This is a genomic window from Caulobacter sp. FV1ye13L, assembly GCF_058681155.1.
This window is the reverse complement of the sequence record NZ_CM178732.1, coordinates 2,426,773-2,441,757: the sequence shown is the minus strand read 5'-3', so window position 1 is coordinate 2,441,757 and position 14,985 is coordinate 2,426,773. Positions and strand designations below refer to the sequence as shown.

Genomic DNA, 14,985 nt, shown 5'->3' with positions numbered 1-14,985 from the left:
GCCTCCCCTACATGCCGGCGATGCGGGCGGCGATCTGGCGCATGAAGCCGGCCATCAGGGCCCCCATCAGCGGCAGGAAGATCAGCAGGGACACGAAGATGGCCACGATCTTGGGCGCATAGACCAGGGTGGCTTCCTGGATCTGGGTCAGGGCCTGGAACAGGCCGATGGCCACGCCGACCACCAGACCCACGATCAGCACGGGCGCGCAAAGCTGAAGGGTCAGCCAGATCGCATCGCGACCGACATCAAGAACTTCGGCGCCGGTCATCCAAAAGCCTCGTGAAAGCGAGCCGAACAGGGCTCAGAATCGAGGCTTCAACATGCGTCGAGTATGGTTAACAGGGCGTTAGGAGTTGAGGATGCGGAGGCCGGGACGGCGACCGCGACGCTGCGCCGCAAGCCGCCGAACATCGGTCAGATCAGCGGATCCGGATCCGCACCGGCACCTGGACATAAGACCCGGCGCGGCTCTTGCCGTCGGGGCCCAGCAGGTCGACCTGAAACTGGGCGGCCATCTTCAGGGCGGCGTCGCCGACGCCCAGTTCCGGCGAGCTCTCGCCTTCGACGGTGCAGGCGGTCAGGTGGCCGTCGTCCTTGACCAGGCAGTTGAGGATAGCGACGGCTTCGCGCGGCTGCGACGCCGGGATCAGGAGGTCGGTGTCGGCCTTGGCCGGCGCGGCGTTGGAAAGAGCGGCGGCGAGAACAAGCGAAGCAATCACGATTTCGTCCCTGTTAATTCTTGATCCGCTGCGTCGCCTGGGCGACGCGCCGACCTTTGTTTCGACGGGGCGACCCTGCCGCCCCCTTTGTCCCGATCCGGGTCAGTGGGCGTGAGCCGCCTTCAAGCGTTGCAGTCCCTGTGCCGCCAGATCGGTCAGCGACCGCAGGCCAAGCTCGGAGAACACATCGAAGGCGCAGGCCAGGGCCACGGCCGCCCGGTCCAGCCGCCCGTCGTCGCGGCCGGTGATCTCGACCCGGGCCTCGTAAAGCCGGGCCAGATTCATCTGGGCCACGGCCCAGGAGGCCGGATCGCGTCCGCCGGGCTGGGCGGAAAGCTCGGTCTTGAACGCCATCTCGGCGGCGTCCAGCACCGCCAGATCGGCGGTCAGTTCGGCGCAGCGCGCCAGGCTGAGCGCGCGGTTGTTGGCGACCACGGCGCGCAGGGCCAGGGCCGGCTGGACCTTCAGCACCTGGGTGGCGCGGTCATAGCAGGTCACCGCCTGTTCGAAGGCGCGGTCCGAGGTCGTGGCCTCGCCCACAGACTGCAGACCGGCGCCGAGCGCGGCCTGGGCGCGGGCCCAGTCCATCGGGCTGTGGTCCATCGACAGCGGCTCCAGCGCGGCGGTCAGGGCCTCGACGCCATCGGCGATCTGGGCCAGCTCGCCGTCCAGCTCGCCCAGTTGCACCAGGGCCGAGCCGCGCAGGCCTTCCAGCCGCGACCAGGTCAGGGGTTCGAAATCAGGATCCAGGGCGGCGGCCGCGGCCGTGGCCTCGGTGATCGCCAGCTGGGTCAGGGCGCGATCCTTCAGGCGCGCGCCGCAGATCAGGATCAGTTCGATCCGCGCGGCGCGCTGCTCGGCCAGCAGCAGTCGGGCCGAACCGCCCTTGACGCGCTTGGCGGCGGCCAGGGCGCGCAGCGGGGCGTCATAGCCCTGCACAGCCGCCAGGGCGCGATCGATATTGTTCTCGGCCAGGCCCGCGCGGCCATCGAGACCCGCGACCAGGGCCATGGCCAGGCCGCAGCGCTGTCCCGGCGCCGTGCGCGCCAGGGTCAGGGCCGCGCCGGCGGCGGCGTTCAGCCCCTCGTCGCCGAACAGATCGGCGCCCAGAATGGCCAGGACGGCCTGCTCGCATCGGGTCGAGGCCAGGGCCTCCAGGCGACGTTCGCTTTCGAAGATCTTGCCGGCGGCCTCGGCGTGCGAGGCGGCCTTGCGCAGGGCTGCAGCGTCACCGGATCGGCGGGCCAGCTCGCGCCAGACCACGGCGGCCTCAAACAGGCGCGCGCCACGATCCTTGGTTCCAATGCGCCCCGCCGCCACATCGGCCGAGCGCGCCTCGTTGGTCAGCAGTCTTATATCGAGAAGCTCGAGCAGCGAGGTGTCGCCGCCCGTCAGGCCCTCGCGATACGAAGCCGCCTTGGACTCCGCTCCGGCATCGACGCCGAAGAGACGTTTCAGATCACGACCGAACTCGAACATCGACGCGCATCTCCGCACACGGACCGTCCCACACCGGGACGTCCGGCAAGGGTTCAACGCATCAGGAGCAAAGCCGGAGCCAAGAGACTTAACAAGTGGTTAATAGGTGTTTACGGCGCGTTAACCATAAATAGTCGGGGACGCTCGTGAAAACACGCCAAGACCCGCAAATTCAATGGGTTTTGACCCATTCTGGCACATTTCTTGCTACCGCTCCCACAGGTAGGGTCGCGTCGCAAACCCATGGCGTTAGAACATTGTTCACCATTGCAAAGATGACGTTAACCATCAAACTTAAGAAGCTGTTTACCCTTCGTTCCACAGCGAGCGCGCGCCAGAACGGGTCCGAGCATGGCAGGCCCTGAGCCGCCCCCTCCCCTTCCCCACGAAACGCGCTAGAAATCCGGCTCCAGCGCGAGGGAGCCCGCCATGACCGTCATTCTGTGGACCGCCAGCCTGTGCCGCTCGGACCCTGGCTATGGCGGCTGGTCCTTCGTGCGGCGGCTGGAGGGCGTGAGCGGCCCCGAAGCGATCAAGGGCGCGGCCGGCGGCGAACGGCGGACCAGCGGCGCCCGCATGTCGCTGATCGCCTTGACCGAGGCCCTGGCCAGCCTCACGGATCAGCCCGCCAATGCCGCTGTGACCCTGTATTTCGAAGATCGCGCCCTCGCGACCGAACTGGTCAGCGCCGATGGCGCCTATGCCACGGCCGAGCCCGAGGCCTGGGCGGCCGCCCGAGCGGCCGTCGCCGCCCGCCCCGTTCTGAACCTCGCGCCCCTGCCCGCCAACGCGCCGGCCGCCGGCTTTCTGGCCGCCTGGGCCGATTTCGGCCTCGACACCGCCAAGACGCGCGGCAGCTTCAAGGCCGCGATCCCCAAGCCCAACCTGCTGAAGTTCCCGGGTTAGACAACGAGCACAGGTTCGCATCCTCGCCGGATTTCACCGGCGAGATTGGGGAGGCGGCGGAGCGTCCGGGCCAGGCCCGGATGAGGGTGTAGAGGAGTACCGTTTCGGCCGTGGCCGGAGCGCTCCGCGCGATCGTTATCCGATGAGCCCTCGGGGCGCGGGGTTTTAACCCGCTCCCGATCAGAGGCCCCAGGCGGGCGGAGGGGAAGCGACCCCTCCGGACCGCGCGGGCGATTTCAGCCCGCGCCTGGAGCGCCTTGCCGGGCGTCGCCAAAGGGCGTTCCCGGCGGTCCGGATCCGGCTTCATCACGTTCGGCACCCGCAGGACCGATCCGCTCCGCCAGACCCCGCCGGGCCTTCGACGACGGCCGACGGGCGCGACCCGCACAACCGCCCCCGCCACCCGTCAGGTCGCCAGCTGGACGGCCTCCCCAGTGGCGGGACAAGAGTGATTATGCTGGAGGTTTTCAGGGGGCTGCGTCGATTTTCGATCGTGACGCTAGGTGCGGCGGTTAGGGCATTGAATTTGCTGGGGCGGAGGGACGATTATCCCCGTGCGGGCGCGGGGATAGACGGTCGGCAGAAGCCCGCTCAAAGCAAGGACTTCGAAAGGGTCCGCACTCCGGACCGCTCTCGCTAGCCCAGCCCGCCGGCGATCAGGTCGGCTGTCGCCGGATTGCACGCGAACGGGATGTCGGCCAGCGTCGCCATCCGGATCAGAGCCTTCACATCCACGTCGTGCGGCTGCGGCGACAGCGGATCGACGAAGAAGATCAGCACATCCAGCCGCCCTTCGGCGATCAGCGCGCCCAACTGCAGATCGCCCCCCAGAGGGCCGCTCTTCAGGCGTGTCAGGTTCAGGTCGGGCAAGGCTTCGAGGATACGGCCGCCGGTTGTGCCGGTGGCGTAGAGCGTCTTGCCGGCCAGAAAGTCAGCGTGCGCCATCGCCCAGTCGACCAGGGCGGCCTTGCGGTCGTCGTGGGCAACCAGGCCGATGGACGGGCGCGCGCTCACCCCCGCTCCCGCGTCCGCTCGAACCGAACCTTGGGGAAACGCTCCGTGACATAGCCGATCTCCCAGGACGACTTGCCCAGGAACACCGGCTGGTCGTCGATGTCGGTGGCCATGGCGGTCTTGTGCTTGTCCTGGAAGTCCTCGACGTCGGCCCGCGTACCGCTGATCCAGCGGGCTTCGGCATAGGGGCTGGGCTCGAAGATCACGTCGAGGGCGTATTCGCCGCCCAGGCGGTCGGCCATGACCTCGAACTGCAGCTGGCCCACGGCGCCGACGATGAAGTCCGAGCTGCCCAGCATGGGGCGGAACAGCTGGGTGACGCCTTCCTCGGCCAGGCCTTCCAGCGCCTTCTTCAGGTGCTTGGCCTTCAGCGGATCCTTGACCCGCACGCGGCGCAGGATTTCCGGGGCGAAGTTGGGCAGGCCGGCGAAACGCAGGGTCCCGCTTTCGCTGAGGCTGTCGCCCACCCGCAGAACGCCGTGGTTGGGGATGCCGATCACGTCGCCGGCATAGGCGTCCTCGGCCAGTTCGCGGTCGCTGGCGAAGAACATCACCGGGGCGTTGACGCTCATCGACTTGCCGGTGTTCTGGGCCTTCAGCTTCATGCCGCGCGTGAAGCGGCCGCTGGTCAGGCGCAGGAAGGCGATCCGGTCGCGGTGATTGGGGTCCATATTGGCCTGGACCTTGAACACAAAGCCCGAGACCTCGGCGTCGCCGGGCGCGACATGGGTCTCGACGCCGGCGCGCATGGCCCGGGCCGGATGCGGCGGCGGGGCATAGGCGCCGATGCCGGCCAGCAGTTCGGCCACGCCGAAGTGGCGCAGGGCCGAGCCGAAGAACACCGGGGTCATGTGCCCCTCGAGGAAGCTCTTCACATCGAACGGCTTGGCGGCTTCGGACACCAGCATCGCGCCCTCCTCGACCTCGGCCTGTTCCTCGGGCTCGAGGAAGCGGCTGATGGCGTTGGACTTCAGGGCGACCGGCGCGGGATGGCCATCGTCGTCAGTCGAGCTTTTCTTGGCATAGGGGATGAAGGTCTGCTTGCGCAGGTCCAGCATGCCCTTGAAACGTCCGCCCGAGCCGGCCGGCCAATAGAGCGGCGCGGGGTCGAGGGCCAGCTTGGACGACACCTCGTCCAGCAGCTCGAACGGGTCCTGGGCCTCGCGGTCCATCTTGTTGATGAAGGTGATGATCGGGATGTCGCGCAGGCGGCACACCTCGAACAGCTTCAGGGTCTGGGGCTCGATGCCCTTGGCGGCGTCCAGCACCATGATCGCCGCGTCGGCGGCTGTCAGGGTGCGATAGGTGTCTTCCGAAAAGTCTTCGTGGCCGGGGGTGTCGAGCAGGTTGAACATCAGACCGTCGTGGTCGAACGTCATCACCGAGGCCGACACCGAGATCCCGCGCTCCCGCTCGATCTTCATCCAGTCCGACTGGGTTCGCCGCGTCTGGCCGCGCGCCCGCACCGCGCCGGCCGCGCGGATCGCGCCCCCGGCCAGCAGCAGGTTTTCGGTCAGGGTCGTCTTGCCGGCGTCAGGGTGACTGATGATGGCGAAGGTGCGCCGGCGGGCGGCCTGGGCGGCGGGGGAAGTGCTCATGGCGCGGAACTAGCCGTCCGGGCTCGATTTGTCACCTTCCGGCTGAGGGCGGGCCTGACGGCCCGCCCTCTTTTCGGATTTAGAACGCCACCGCCAAGCGCGCGTAGTAGAGCCCGCCGTCGGTGTCATAGACGGCGTTGCGCGAATAGATCAGGCCGCGCGAGGCCTGGAACGTCGCCTCGTCGGGATAGGTGTCGAACAGGTTCTCGGCCCCCACCGTCAGCTTCAGCGCATCGGTGATCTGGGCGCTGGCCGACAGGTCGACGAAGGTCTTGCCGCCGAACACCTGGATCAGGTTGGCCGTGCCGTTGAGCTGGGCGTCGGTCCATTCGCCGGTGTAGCGCACCCGCGCCATGACGCTGTAGCGGCCCTTGCCATAGTCGAAGGTCAGGTTGCCGGCATAGTCGGGCAGGCTGTCTTCGATGTTGATCCGCGCGAGGGTGCTGATCTGGGCGGCATTGGCGCGGCGCACCTGAGTGTCGTTCCAGTTCACGGCGCCGGTCACGCCGACCTTGCCGCCCAGCCAGTCGCCCTTCCAGGCGGCCACGGCGTCCAGACCCTGGGTGCGGGTGTCGAAGGCGTTGGTGAAATAGGACACCGTCGTCAGGCTGTCGGCGCCGGGCACGCCCAGGGCCAGAAGTTGCGCCTTGATGGCCGGCGTGACCGTAAAGCCCTGCGACGAGGCGAAGCGGTTGTCGACGTCGATCCGGTAGTAGTCGAGCGAGGCGGTAAAGCCGGCCCGGCGATAGACCGCGCCGAGGGCCAGGTTGGTCGACTCTTCCGGCTGCAACGGCTTGGCGCCGAAGAACACCGCCACAGGATTGGTGGTGGCCAGACGACCCGCGGTGAACAGCTGCAGGGTCGTGGTGTTCAGCCCCTGCGAGGTGCGGGTGCTGTAGATCTGGCCCGGCGTCGGGGCGCGGAAGCCGGTCGAGACCGCCCCGCGCAGGGCGAAGTCCGGGGTGACCTCGTAGCGCGCCGTGATCTTGCCGTCGGTGGTCGACCCGAACTCCGAAAAGTCCTCGTGGCGGACGGCGATGGCGGCGGTGAGCTTGTCGGTGATCGGCAGGTCGAGATCGACATAGCCGGCATAGCTGGTCTGATCCCACGATCCGGCCTGGCTGGGGCTATAGCCCGGGAAGCCGTTGGAGCCGCTGGGCAGACCGCTGGCCGCGCCGGGGCCGACATCCCACGAATAGCGCTCACCGGCCTCGATCTCATAGGTCTCGGTGCGCGCTTCCAGACCCATGGCCAGGTTGGCCGGCTGGGCCAGGAATGACCAGGCCAGCGGGCGGGTGACGTCGAAATTGAGGGTCTTTTCTTCCTGGATCAGCGCGCCGGCGTCAAAAGCGGACGGTGAGTTGGGGCCGAACGAGGCGTTGATGCTGTTTTCCAGCCGGTAATTGATCTCGTCGCGGCCAAAGCCGGCGCCGAGATCCCAGTGATAGGCTCCCAGATCGCCGCGCACCCCGCCATTGACCTGATAGTCGGTCTCGTCCTGGCCAAACCTTGGCGAGAAGCCGGTCGGGTACAGGGTTTTGAGGGTCCAGCCCGGAAACGCCGTGCTGGCGCGATACGAGCTGTCGGTCGCCGGATTGCGCCAGTTGAAATCGGTGACGCCCGAGCTGTCGGTATAGGTCGCGAAGCCATAGGCCTCGATCGCTTCGGAGAGCGGCGCAGCCGCGTTCAGCGTACCGCGCCAGGCGGTGCGGTCGGGCTGACCCCAGCGCTGGACGGGGTTGGGCACATTGAGGGTCGGGTTGGCGGCCTGGAAGGCGATGGCGTCGGGACGCTGGCGAGTGCGCGAGGTGGCCTCGGCGTCGGTATAGTCCAGCCCGGCGACCAGATAGCCCTCCTGGCCCAGCTTGACGCCGTAGCGGCCGCCGACCTCGAGCTTGGCCCCGTCGCCTTCATAATACTGGCTGGTCTGGGCGAAGCCGCTGAAACCCAGTCGGTCGCTGAGAATGATGTTGATGACGCCGGCGATGGCGTCGGAGCCGTATTGCGCCGAGGCCCCGTCGCGAAGGACCTCGATCCGCTCCATGCCGCTGGCGGCGAACTGGGCCATGTCGACGCCCTGCTGGCCGCGACCGCCCAGGGCGGCCGAACGGTGCCGGCGCTTGCCGTTGACCATCACCAGGGTCTGGTCGGGGGACAGGCCGCGCAGGGTGGCGGGCCGCACGAAGGCCTGGCCATCGGCGGCGGGCAGGCGCTGGACATTGAACGACGGCGTCGTGGCCTGCAGCTTGTTCATGATTTCGTCGGAAGCGATGCTTTCCAGCGCCTCGCGCGACACCACATCGACCGGGGCGGCCGACTCGAAGGCGGTGCGGTTGGTCCGTCGGGTGCCCGTAACCACCACAGCCTCGATCTCGGTGACCACGGCGCCCTGGGCGGCGACAGCGGGCGCCTGGGCCCAGGCGGGCGTGGCGATGGCCAGGGCCAGACCGGTCCAGGCGGCGGAATTCATAAGCGTCATGAGTCGGCGAGCCCCGTTTGTTACTGGGGCCGGGCATATAAAGCGGGCATGACCGCCACGCGACAGGCCGGTAGTGCTTAAATGACGATCACCTGCGCGCGTCTGCGACCGACCTTTTCACCCGCGCCGTTGCGACCGGACACCGCCCGACGCGGCGACAAATGGCCCCCTTTCCCTGCAGGGGGATTGGAGTCATGCTCCAGTGATAAGGAACGTGTCACCCATTGAGAGTGGCCGGCCAGATGAGGAAACAAAGATGGCCCTCTGGGAAGAGCCTCGCGGTTCACGCGGCCCACGCGCCGAAGCCAGCGTGCTGTGCATGACAATCACGATCGGCGGACTTGTCGCCGCCGCCGTCGCCCTAAAGTGGTTGATCGCCCTGGTCCTGTAGGGGCCTGGCGGAAAATCAGGCGGCCAGGCGACGCCAGACCTGGCGATCGGCCTCGACATTGGTCAGAGAGCCCGCCTTCTGGCGCGTCATCAGCGCGCTCATGACCTCGATGCCGATCTGCGCGTAGCGAACCTGCACCTGGTCGACCAGGCAGCCGCGCCCGGGCGCGACGAACAGGGCGGCATTGACCTCAGGAGCCTTGGAAATGATCAGCGAGGCCAGTCGCTGGCTCCGCTCGGGATCCTTGATGTGCAGCAGCGGCTCTTCCGCATACAGCTCCCGGCCCAGTTCGCTGACGTAGTTCAACGACAGCTTCGCGAAACGGTCATGCGCCATCGGCGGGGCCAGATCGGCCACATCGAAGCTGAAAACGACATCGTTCATCAGGAAAAGCATGGCGAGGCGGGGGAAATCTCTGAGAGTGACTGGACACGCAGAGAATGCCGCACCGAGCTTTAAGTCCGGTGTAGGAGTGCGGTTAACGGGCCGTAGAAGTTGAGCCCTCCACAGCCCGGTTCGCCGCGCGAAGAGCGCTTCAGCTACTCATCCACGGCCTCGGTCAGGAAATGACGCCCGTCACGATCCTCGATCTCGATCACCCAGAGGTCAGGATCGATGCGCGCCGCGCGCTGCGCATAGGCGTCCAGATCCGGCTCGAAATCCGACTTGGTCGGCTGCATCCAGAAGCGCTCGCCGTCGCCTCGCGTCGCCTCGGCGAACAGCCGGGCCTTGTTTTCGCGGCGATCGACGGCCTTGACCAGCACCGCGCCGGCCTTGGCGTCGCCCTTGCGGGCCACGGTGGCGAAGGCCCCGCCCAGTTCGGCGCGGCGGATCAGCGCGCTCACCCAGATATCCGTCGACAACAGCATGCTAACCGAACCGCAACCACGAGGGCCCTAGGGTGGCCCTTCAAGTCTCGAAGCATACGAGAAAACGACGCTGATGAACCTTCTTAAAGGTCGCACGGCGCGGTGGATGGGGTTCCTGGCCGGCGCGGTGTGTCTCGCATCGCCCGGCCCCCTGCTTGCCGCCAACGCCGCCGACCAGCTCTACGAGCGCACCCTGATGACGGCCGCAGACGGCCGTTGCCGACTGTTCGCGCCCGCTGTCGGCTCGGCGCTCGATGCGGCGCGAGCCCAGGCGCGCGGCGCAACCCTGCGCTCGGGCGCCACCCAGGGCCAGGTCGAGGCGCTGGAAAGCCGCGCTCGATCCAAGGCCGCCTCGGCCGGCTGCAAGTCCAAGGATCTGACCACCGCCGCTGATCGGGTTCGCGGGGCCTTTGAGGCCTATGCCACCCTGCAGAAGATGACCTATCCGGGCGATGTTGCGACCTGGCAGGCCGACCGCCCCGTCTCGGCGACCTTCCCGGTCTGGCGCCTGTCGCAGCCCAGCAATTTCGGCCCCGACCGCCTGATCTTCGGCCTGGCCGGCCGCGCCAAGGCGGTGACGGCCGTGGCGACCTTCGCCGACGGCGCCCAGCCCTATGCGGCCCGCGTGGTGATGCGCGACCCGGCCCGCACCCAGGGCCCCTATATCGACGCCCGCGGCGGCCGCAGCCTGTCAGCCAAGGTCGCGCCGCGCTCGGCCAGCCAGGTGTTCAACGCCGAAACCCGCGAACAGGCGGCCCTGACCCTGCTGCCGACCGGCGCCAAGACCGGGATGGGCTTCCGCTTCCCGGTCGCGACGGCCGACGCCCTGTCGCTGCTCGACCCGCGCGAGGCCGTGACCATCGAGTTCACCTTCGCCGGCCGCAATGGCGGCGACGTGGTCCGCAAGGCCTATGTCGAGGTCGGGGACTTCGCGGCGGGACGGGCGTTCTTGCGATAGCTACCGCGGCGCGAACGCGATGACATTGTCGCCCAGGCTGGCCGGCGGCTCGGGCTCCGGCGCCGGCGCGGCGGCTTCCGGCTTGGACGGCGGCTCGGACGGCGGGGTCGGGGCCTTCAGCGGGGCCAGCAACACCGGCAGGCGCACCGAAACGCTGGTGCCCGCGCCCATCCGGCTTTCGATATGCATCTCGCCGCCATGCAGCTTGGCGAAGGCGCGCACCAGAGACAGGCCCAGCCCCGTGCCCATGGCGCGCTGGTCGGCGCCGCCGGCCTGCTCGTAGGGACGGCCCAGGCGCTCCAGATCTTCCGGGCTGATGCCGACGCCGGTGTCGGCGACCACGATTTCCAGCACCCCGTCATAGCCGTCGGCCGTGACCGTCACCTGGCCGCCGCGCGGGGTGAACTTCAGGGCGTTGGAGATCAGGTTCAGGACGATCTGCTTCAGCGCCCGGCGGTCGGCGTCGACTTCCAGGTCATTAGGCGGCAGCACGCCGCGCAGCTGAACGCCGGCCCCGTCAGCCTGGACGCGCATCAGCCGCATCGCCGCTGTCATCGCCTCGCGGGCGTCGAACACGCCGCGCGACAGCTCGAAGCGCTCGGCTTCGATCTTCGACATGTCCAGCACGTCGTTGATCAGGTCCAGCAGGTGACCGCCGCTCTCGTGGATCAGTTCGGCATATTCGCCGTACCGGTCGGTCAGCGGGCCAAACATCCGCGAGCGCATGATGTCCGAGAAGCCCATGATGGCGTTCAGCGGCGTGCGAAGTTCGTGGCTCATATTGGCCAGAAAACGGGCGCGGCCGGCGGCCAGGGCCTCGGCGTCCGAACGGGCGCGATCCAGGCTGGACTCGCGATTGCGCTCCACAGTCACGTCGCGCAGCAGACCCACCAGCAGCACCGGCGAGGCGCGCTGCAGGTCCAGGGCCACGATCCGCTCCACGCCCAGGGCGGGGCTGAAGGTCAGGCTGACCTGGCCCTCGCGGAAGGCCTGGGCGATGGCCCCGCCCACGCGCTGGCGGTCGTTGGGCGCAGCGGCGCCGGCCAGGCCGCGATTGACGATGTCGGCGATGGTCACGCCCGGCGGCGGCGAGCCGCGCACCGCAGTGACCTGACCCTTGGTGGTCACGGCGATGGCCAGTTGCGGCAGGCCGTCCAGCATGACCTCCAGAGCCGCCATCTCGGCGCTGTGGCGAACATCGCGCGCGCCGAACCGACGGTGGCCGAGCAGCAGGCCTGAGGCCAGGCCAAGCCCGGTGGTGGTCAGGGCCAGGAAGCCGAGGATGAAGGACAGGGCGCCGGTCGGCGCTGCAGGGGCCAGACCCGAAAGCTGGGTCAAGGCCGCCACGCTGCCGCCGATCAGCGACAGGGCCGCGCCTTCGGCCAGGCGGCGCGAGGAGGTCAGGGTCGAGGCGGCGGCCACCGGGGCCAGGCACCAGGCGGCCATGGCGCCCGAGACACCGCCGGTCAGCACGGCTGCGGCAGATCCGCCCACAGCCCACAAAACCAGCAGGATCGACTGAACGCGATCGTCTTCCTTGGTGCTTTCGCCCGGCAAGGGCAGCGACAGAAGGGCCGGCGCGGCGCCCGCCAGGAACGCCGCCCAGACAGGCCAACTGAACTCGCCGGGCAGGAAAACCGTGGTGAAAGCCGCCACGCCGATCGCCGCCAGCCAGCCCAAACGCCATAGGCGCGCAGGGCCTAGGCCGCGCGAGACGCGCGCAGGCCGCTTGAACGGGTCCGGTAGCAGTTCGAATTCCAAACCGGGCGACATCTTTCATTGCGGCGCCGAGAAGCGCCGTCGCCAAACCTTAACGCGCCTTGGACCTTCCCTCCAGACCACTCAATCCTCGAGCGATCATTCGCGGTGGAGGGCCTGTGGACGGAAACGGAATAGTAAGCGCCTTGAGGCATTCTTCGAGACTGCGCCAATGCGGACAGAACGTCCGGGAGCCTATCGCATGCCAGAACCGGCGTCTCTCGACGCATCGCCCCTGTACGACGCAACGACCGCGCGACGGACAGCGGCACATGCGCGTCGCCGGGCCGCGCTGGACGATCGCAAGCGCTCGTTCCTGCGCATGGTGAGCCACGAGCTTCGCACGCCGCTCAACGCGGTGATCGGCTTTTCCGAGATCCTGTCGCGCGAACTCTACGGCCCCCTGGGTTCGCCCCAGTACCTCGAATACGCAAGGATCGTGCACGACAGCGGTCTGAAGCTGCTGAAACTGGTCAACCAGATCGTCGAGATCGCGCGCCTGGAAGGTCACGTCACCGATCTGGACCTCGCCTCCGAGGGCCTGGATGAGGCCATCGAGGATGTGGTGGACCAGTTGAAGGCCGAGATCGCCCTGCGTCAGATAAAGGTCACGGTTCCCGGCGCGGGGAGCCTGCCCTTCGTGCTGGCCGACAGCCGGGGCTTGCGAACCATGCTGGCCAACCTGCTGCAAAACGCCGTCAGCCATTCGCCGGTGGGCAGTGAGGTCTGCATCTATGCCCAGGCCCTGCCAGGCGGCATGGTCGAAATCGCCATCGCCGACCAGGGGCCGGGTGTCGAGCCCGAAGAGCTGCCACGCCTGCTGCGGCCCTTCGAGCAGGGCGGCTCCACCCTGACCCGAACCAGCGAAGGCGCCGGCCTTGGCCTGCCGATCGTGGATCTTCTGGCCCGGGCGATGGGTGGGATGCTGCGCCTGACATCGCATCCGGGCGCGGGCCTGACCGCTCAGGTCGCTCTGGTCGAAGCCTGAGGCTTGCCAGCGGCTGGCCGCGCCCCTAACTGGCGGCCATGACACGCCCCATAGACGCCGCCCTCACGGAACTCGCCGACGAGTTCGAACTGCTGGGGGACTGGGAAGAGCGCTATCGCTATGTGATCGAGCTTGGCCGCGACCTGGCGCCGCTCAGCGACGCCGAGCGCTCGGAAGCCAACAAGGTGCGCGGCTGCGCCAGCCAGGTGTGGCTGGTCACCGAGCCAAAAGATGACGGTTCGATCGCGTTTCGCGGCGACAGCGACGCCCATATCGTCAGCGGTCTGATCGCGATCCTGCTGCGGCTCTATTCGGGCCAGCCGGCCGGCGACATCGCGGCCTTTGACGCCAAGGCGGCCCTGGACAGGCTTGGCCTGTCAGAGGCCTTGTCCTCGCAGCGTTCGAACGGGCTCAAGGCCATGGTGGCCCGCATCCAGCGCGACGCCCAGGCCGTGCTGGGCTAGAGCATCGCGCGGAAAAGTGGACGCCGGCTTTCCGCAAAAGCGATGCGAAAACAAAAAGCTAGAGCGGTGCGTGCGATTCACTTTTCGCGCGCACCGCTCTAGCCGCGCCGAACGGGTTTGACGCCTAGAAGAAGCCCGCGCGATTGCCGATGAACAGGATCGCGACCACCACCAGGAGAAGCTGGATGATCCAGTTGACTGGCGACGGAATGGGCGACCGCTGCACGACGTAAAGGGCAAGTCCGAGGAGGACCAGGGCGATGATGACGACGATCAGGATGCTCATGCCAGCTTAACCGCCCAGGCGAATGTTCGTTCCACTGATGCTTGAGACCCCGGCCGCAATTTCCTATGCCCTCAATCCGATGACGACAGAGACCCAAGCCTTCCGCGTGGCCGCCCTGTACCGCTTCACGCAGTTCGACGATCCGGCGGCCCTGCAGGGCCCTCTGGCCAGAGCCTGCTGCGAGGTCGGCGTCAAAGGCACCCTGCTGCTGGCGCGGGAGGGGATCAACGGCACCATCGCCGGAACCGACGCGGCCATCGAGAGCGTGCTGGCCCATATCCGCGCCCTGCCCGGCTGCGCCGACCTGACGCCCAAGACCGCCTGGGCCGACCACATGCCCTTCCATCGCATGAAGGTGCGGCTGAAGAAGGAGATCGTCACCCTGGGCCTTCCGGACCTGGATCCCGCCGCCAATGCCGGGACCTATGTCGAGCCCCGTGACTGGAACAGCCTGATCGCCGATCCCGACGTGTTGGTGATCGACACCCGCAATGACTACGAGGTCGCCATCGGCGCCTTCGCGCGCGCGGTCGATCCGCAGACCACCAGCTTTTCGGCCTTTCCCGACTGGTTCCGCGACTACCGACAGGACCTGGAAGCCCAACGCGGGCCAGACGCGCCACCGCTCAAGGTGGCCATGTACTGCACCGGCGGGATCCGCTGCGAAAAGTCGACGGCCTTCCTGAAGTCGGAGGGTATCGAGGAGGTCTTCCACCTGAAGGGCGGCATCCTCGACTATCTGGAACAGGTTCCTGAGCCTGAAAGCCTGTGGCGCGGCGAATGCTTCGTGTTCGACGAGCGCGTCGCGGTCGGTCATGGTCTGTCGCCCGGAACCCATGGCCTGTGCCGGGGATGCCGCCGGCCGGTCAGTCCCGAACAGCAGGCCTCGCCGCTCTATGTCGAGGGCGTCGCCTGCCCCGCCTGCCATGACGAACGCGACGAGGCCAGCCGAGCCCGCTACGCCGAGCGCCACAGGCAGGTCGCACGGGCCCGGCAACTGGGCATCGCCCACGTCGGGGCCAAACGGGAAACCGGCGAAGACTGAGCAAGGCGAGGGATCGCCCGGTCGATCA

Annotated in this window: 16 protein-coding genes; 6 read left to right on the top strand and 10 right to left on the bottom strand. The window is 67.9% G+C overall.

What is annotated here, in order from left to right; genetic code table 11:
- Positions 1-7 precede the first annotated feature (7 nt).
- From fliQ to ACW176_RS11700, 3 genes are all read right to left on the bottom strand, one after another.
- Entirely contained in the window at positions 8-271 is a 264-nt protein-coding gene (gene fliQ / locus ACW176_RS11710; RefSeq protein ID WP_419317750.1) for a flagellar biosynthesis protein FliQ, read from the bottom strand.
- A gap of 151 nt (positions 272-422) precedes the next feature.
- Positions 423-722, bottom strand: coding sequence for a TonB family protein (locus tag ACW176_RS11705; RefSeq protein WP_492109249.1), 300 nt, complete (start codon positions 720-722; stop codon positions 423-425).
- Positions 723-824: 102 nt separating this feature from the next.
- Positions 825-2,201, bottom strand: a complete 1,377-nt coding sequence (locus ACW176_RS11700) for a hypothetical protein (RefSeq protein WP_492057859.1) — start codon at positions 2,199-2,201, stop codon at positions 825-827.
- A gap of 429 nt (positions 2,202-2,630) precedes the next feature.
- Between ACW176_RS11700 and ACW176_RS11695 the strand changes: the two genes are divergently transcribed.
- Entirely contained in the window at positions 2,631-3,107 is a 477-nt protein-coding gene (locus ACW176_RS11695; protein ID WP_492109248.1) for a ribonuclease H family protein, read from the top strand.
- A 636-nt stretch (positions 3,108-3,743) separates the two neighbouring features.
- Here the strand turns inward: ACW176_RS11695 and ACW176_RS11690 are convergent.
- From ACW176_RS11690 to ACW176_RS11680, 3 genes are all read right to left on the bottom strand, one after another.
- Entirely contained in the window at positions 3,744-4,121 is a 378-nt protein-coding gene (locus ACW176_RS11690) for a methylglyoxal synthase (protein WP_492109247.1), read from the bottom strand.
- Positions 4,118-5,719: a peptide chain release factor 3 gene (locus ACW176_RS11685; protein WP_492109246.1), complete on the bottom strand. Its 1,602-nt coding sequence runs from the start codon at positions 5,717-5,719 to the stop codon at positions 4,118-4,120. The genes ACW176_RS11690 and ACW176_RS11685 overlap by 4 nt, the downstream gene beginning before the upstream one ends.
- A 79-nt stretch (positions 5,720-5,798) precedes the next feature.
- Positions 5,799-8,198, bottom strand: a complete 2,400-nt coding sequence (locus ACW176_RS11680) for a TonB-dependent receptor plug domain-containing protein (protein ID WP_492109245.1) — start codon at positions 8,196-8,198, stop codon at positions 5,799-5,801.
- Positions 8,199-8,454: 256 nt separating this feature from the next.
- Between ACW176_RS11680 and ACW176_RS11675 the strand changes: the two genes are divergently transcribed.
- Entirely contained in the window at positions 8,455-8,589 is a 135-nt protein-coding gene (locus tag ACW176_RS11675) for a hypothetical protein (RefSeq protein WP_419320738.1), read from the top strand.
- A 15-nt stretch (positions 8,590-8,604) separates the two neighbouring features.
- On the opposite strand, the gene ACW176_RS11670 is transcribed toward ACW176_RS11675, so the two are convergent.
- A complete protein-coding gene (locus ACW176_RS11670) occupies positions 8,605-8,985 on the bottom strand; it encodes a hypothetical protein (protein ID WP_419320736.1) in 381 nt (126 codons plus the stop codon).
- Between the two features lie 143 nt (positions 8,986-9,128).
- Positions 9,129-9,458 carry a DUF1491 family protein gene (locus tag ACW176_RS11665; RefSeq protein WP_419320735.1) on the bottom strand — a complete coding sequence of 110 codons (330 nt, stop codon included), beginning with the start codon at positions 9,456-9,458 and terminating at the stop codon, positions 9,129-9,131.
- A 73-nt stretch (positions 9,459-9,531) separates the two neighbouring features.
- Here ACW176_RS11665 and ACW176_RS11660 point away from each other — a divergent pair, with 73 nt between their 5' ends.
- Positions 9,532-10,416, top strand: a complete 885-nt coding sequence (locus tag ACW176_RS11660; protein ID WP_492109244.1) for a hypothetical protein — start codon at positions 9,532-9,534, stop codon at positions 10,414-10,416.
- Here ACW176_RS11660 and ACW176_RS11655 read toward each other — a convergent pair whose 3' ends face one another.
- Positions 10,417-12,177, bottom strand: coding sequence for a sensor histidine kinase (locus ACW176_RS11655; RefSeq protein ID WP_492111920.1), 1,761 nt, complete (start codon positions 12,175-12,177; stop codon positions 10,417-10,419).
- A gap of 199 nt (positions 12,178-12,376) precedes the next feature.
- Here ACW176_RS11655 and ACW176_RS11650 point away from each other — a divergent pair, with 199 nt between their 5' ends.
- Together ACW176_RS11650 and ACW176_RS11645 are read left to right on the top strand one after the other, a co-directional pair.
- Positions 12,377-13,162 carry a sensor histidine kinase gene (locus ACW176_RS11650; protein ID WP_419320728.1) on the top strand — a complete coding sequence of 262 codons (786 nt, stop codon included), beginning with the start codon at positions 12,377-12,379 and terminating at the stop codon, positions 13,160-13,162.
- A 38-nt stretch (positions 13,163-13,200) separates the two neighbouring features.
- Positions 13,201-13,626 carry a SufE family protein gene (locus ACW176_RS11645; protein WP_419320727.1) on the top strand — a complete coding sequence of 142 codons (426 nt, stop codon included), beginning with the start codon at positions 13,201-13,203 and terminating at the stop codon, positions 13,624-13,626.
- 124 nt (positions 13,627-13,750) lie between these two features.
- Here ACW176_RS11645 and ACW176_RS11640 read toward each other — a convergent pair whose 3' ends face one another.
- On the bottom strand, positions 13,751-13,912 hold the full coding sequence (locus tag ACW176_RS11640; RefSeq protein ID WP_419320725.1) for a hypothetical protein: 162 nt from the start codon (positions 13,910-13,912) through the stop codon (positions 13,751-13,753).
- 79 nt (positions 13,913-13,991) lie between these two features.
- Between ACW176_RS11640 and trhO the strand changes: the two genes are divergently transcribed.
- Positions 13,992-14,957: an oxygen-dependent tRNA uridine(34) hydroxylase TrhO gene (gene trhO, locus ACW176_RS11635; protein ID WP_492111919.1), complete on the top strand. Its 966-nt coding sequence runs from the start codon at positions 13,992-13,994 to the stop codon at positions 14,955-14,957.
- The last annotated feature ends 28 nt before the right edge of the window (positions 14,958-14,985 follow it).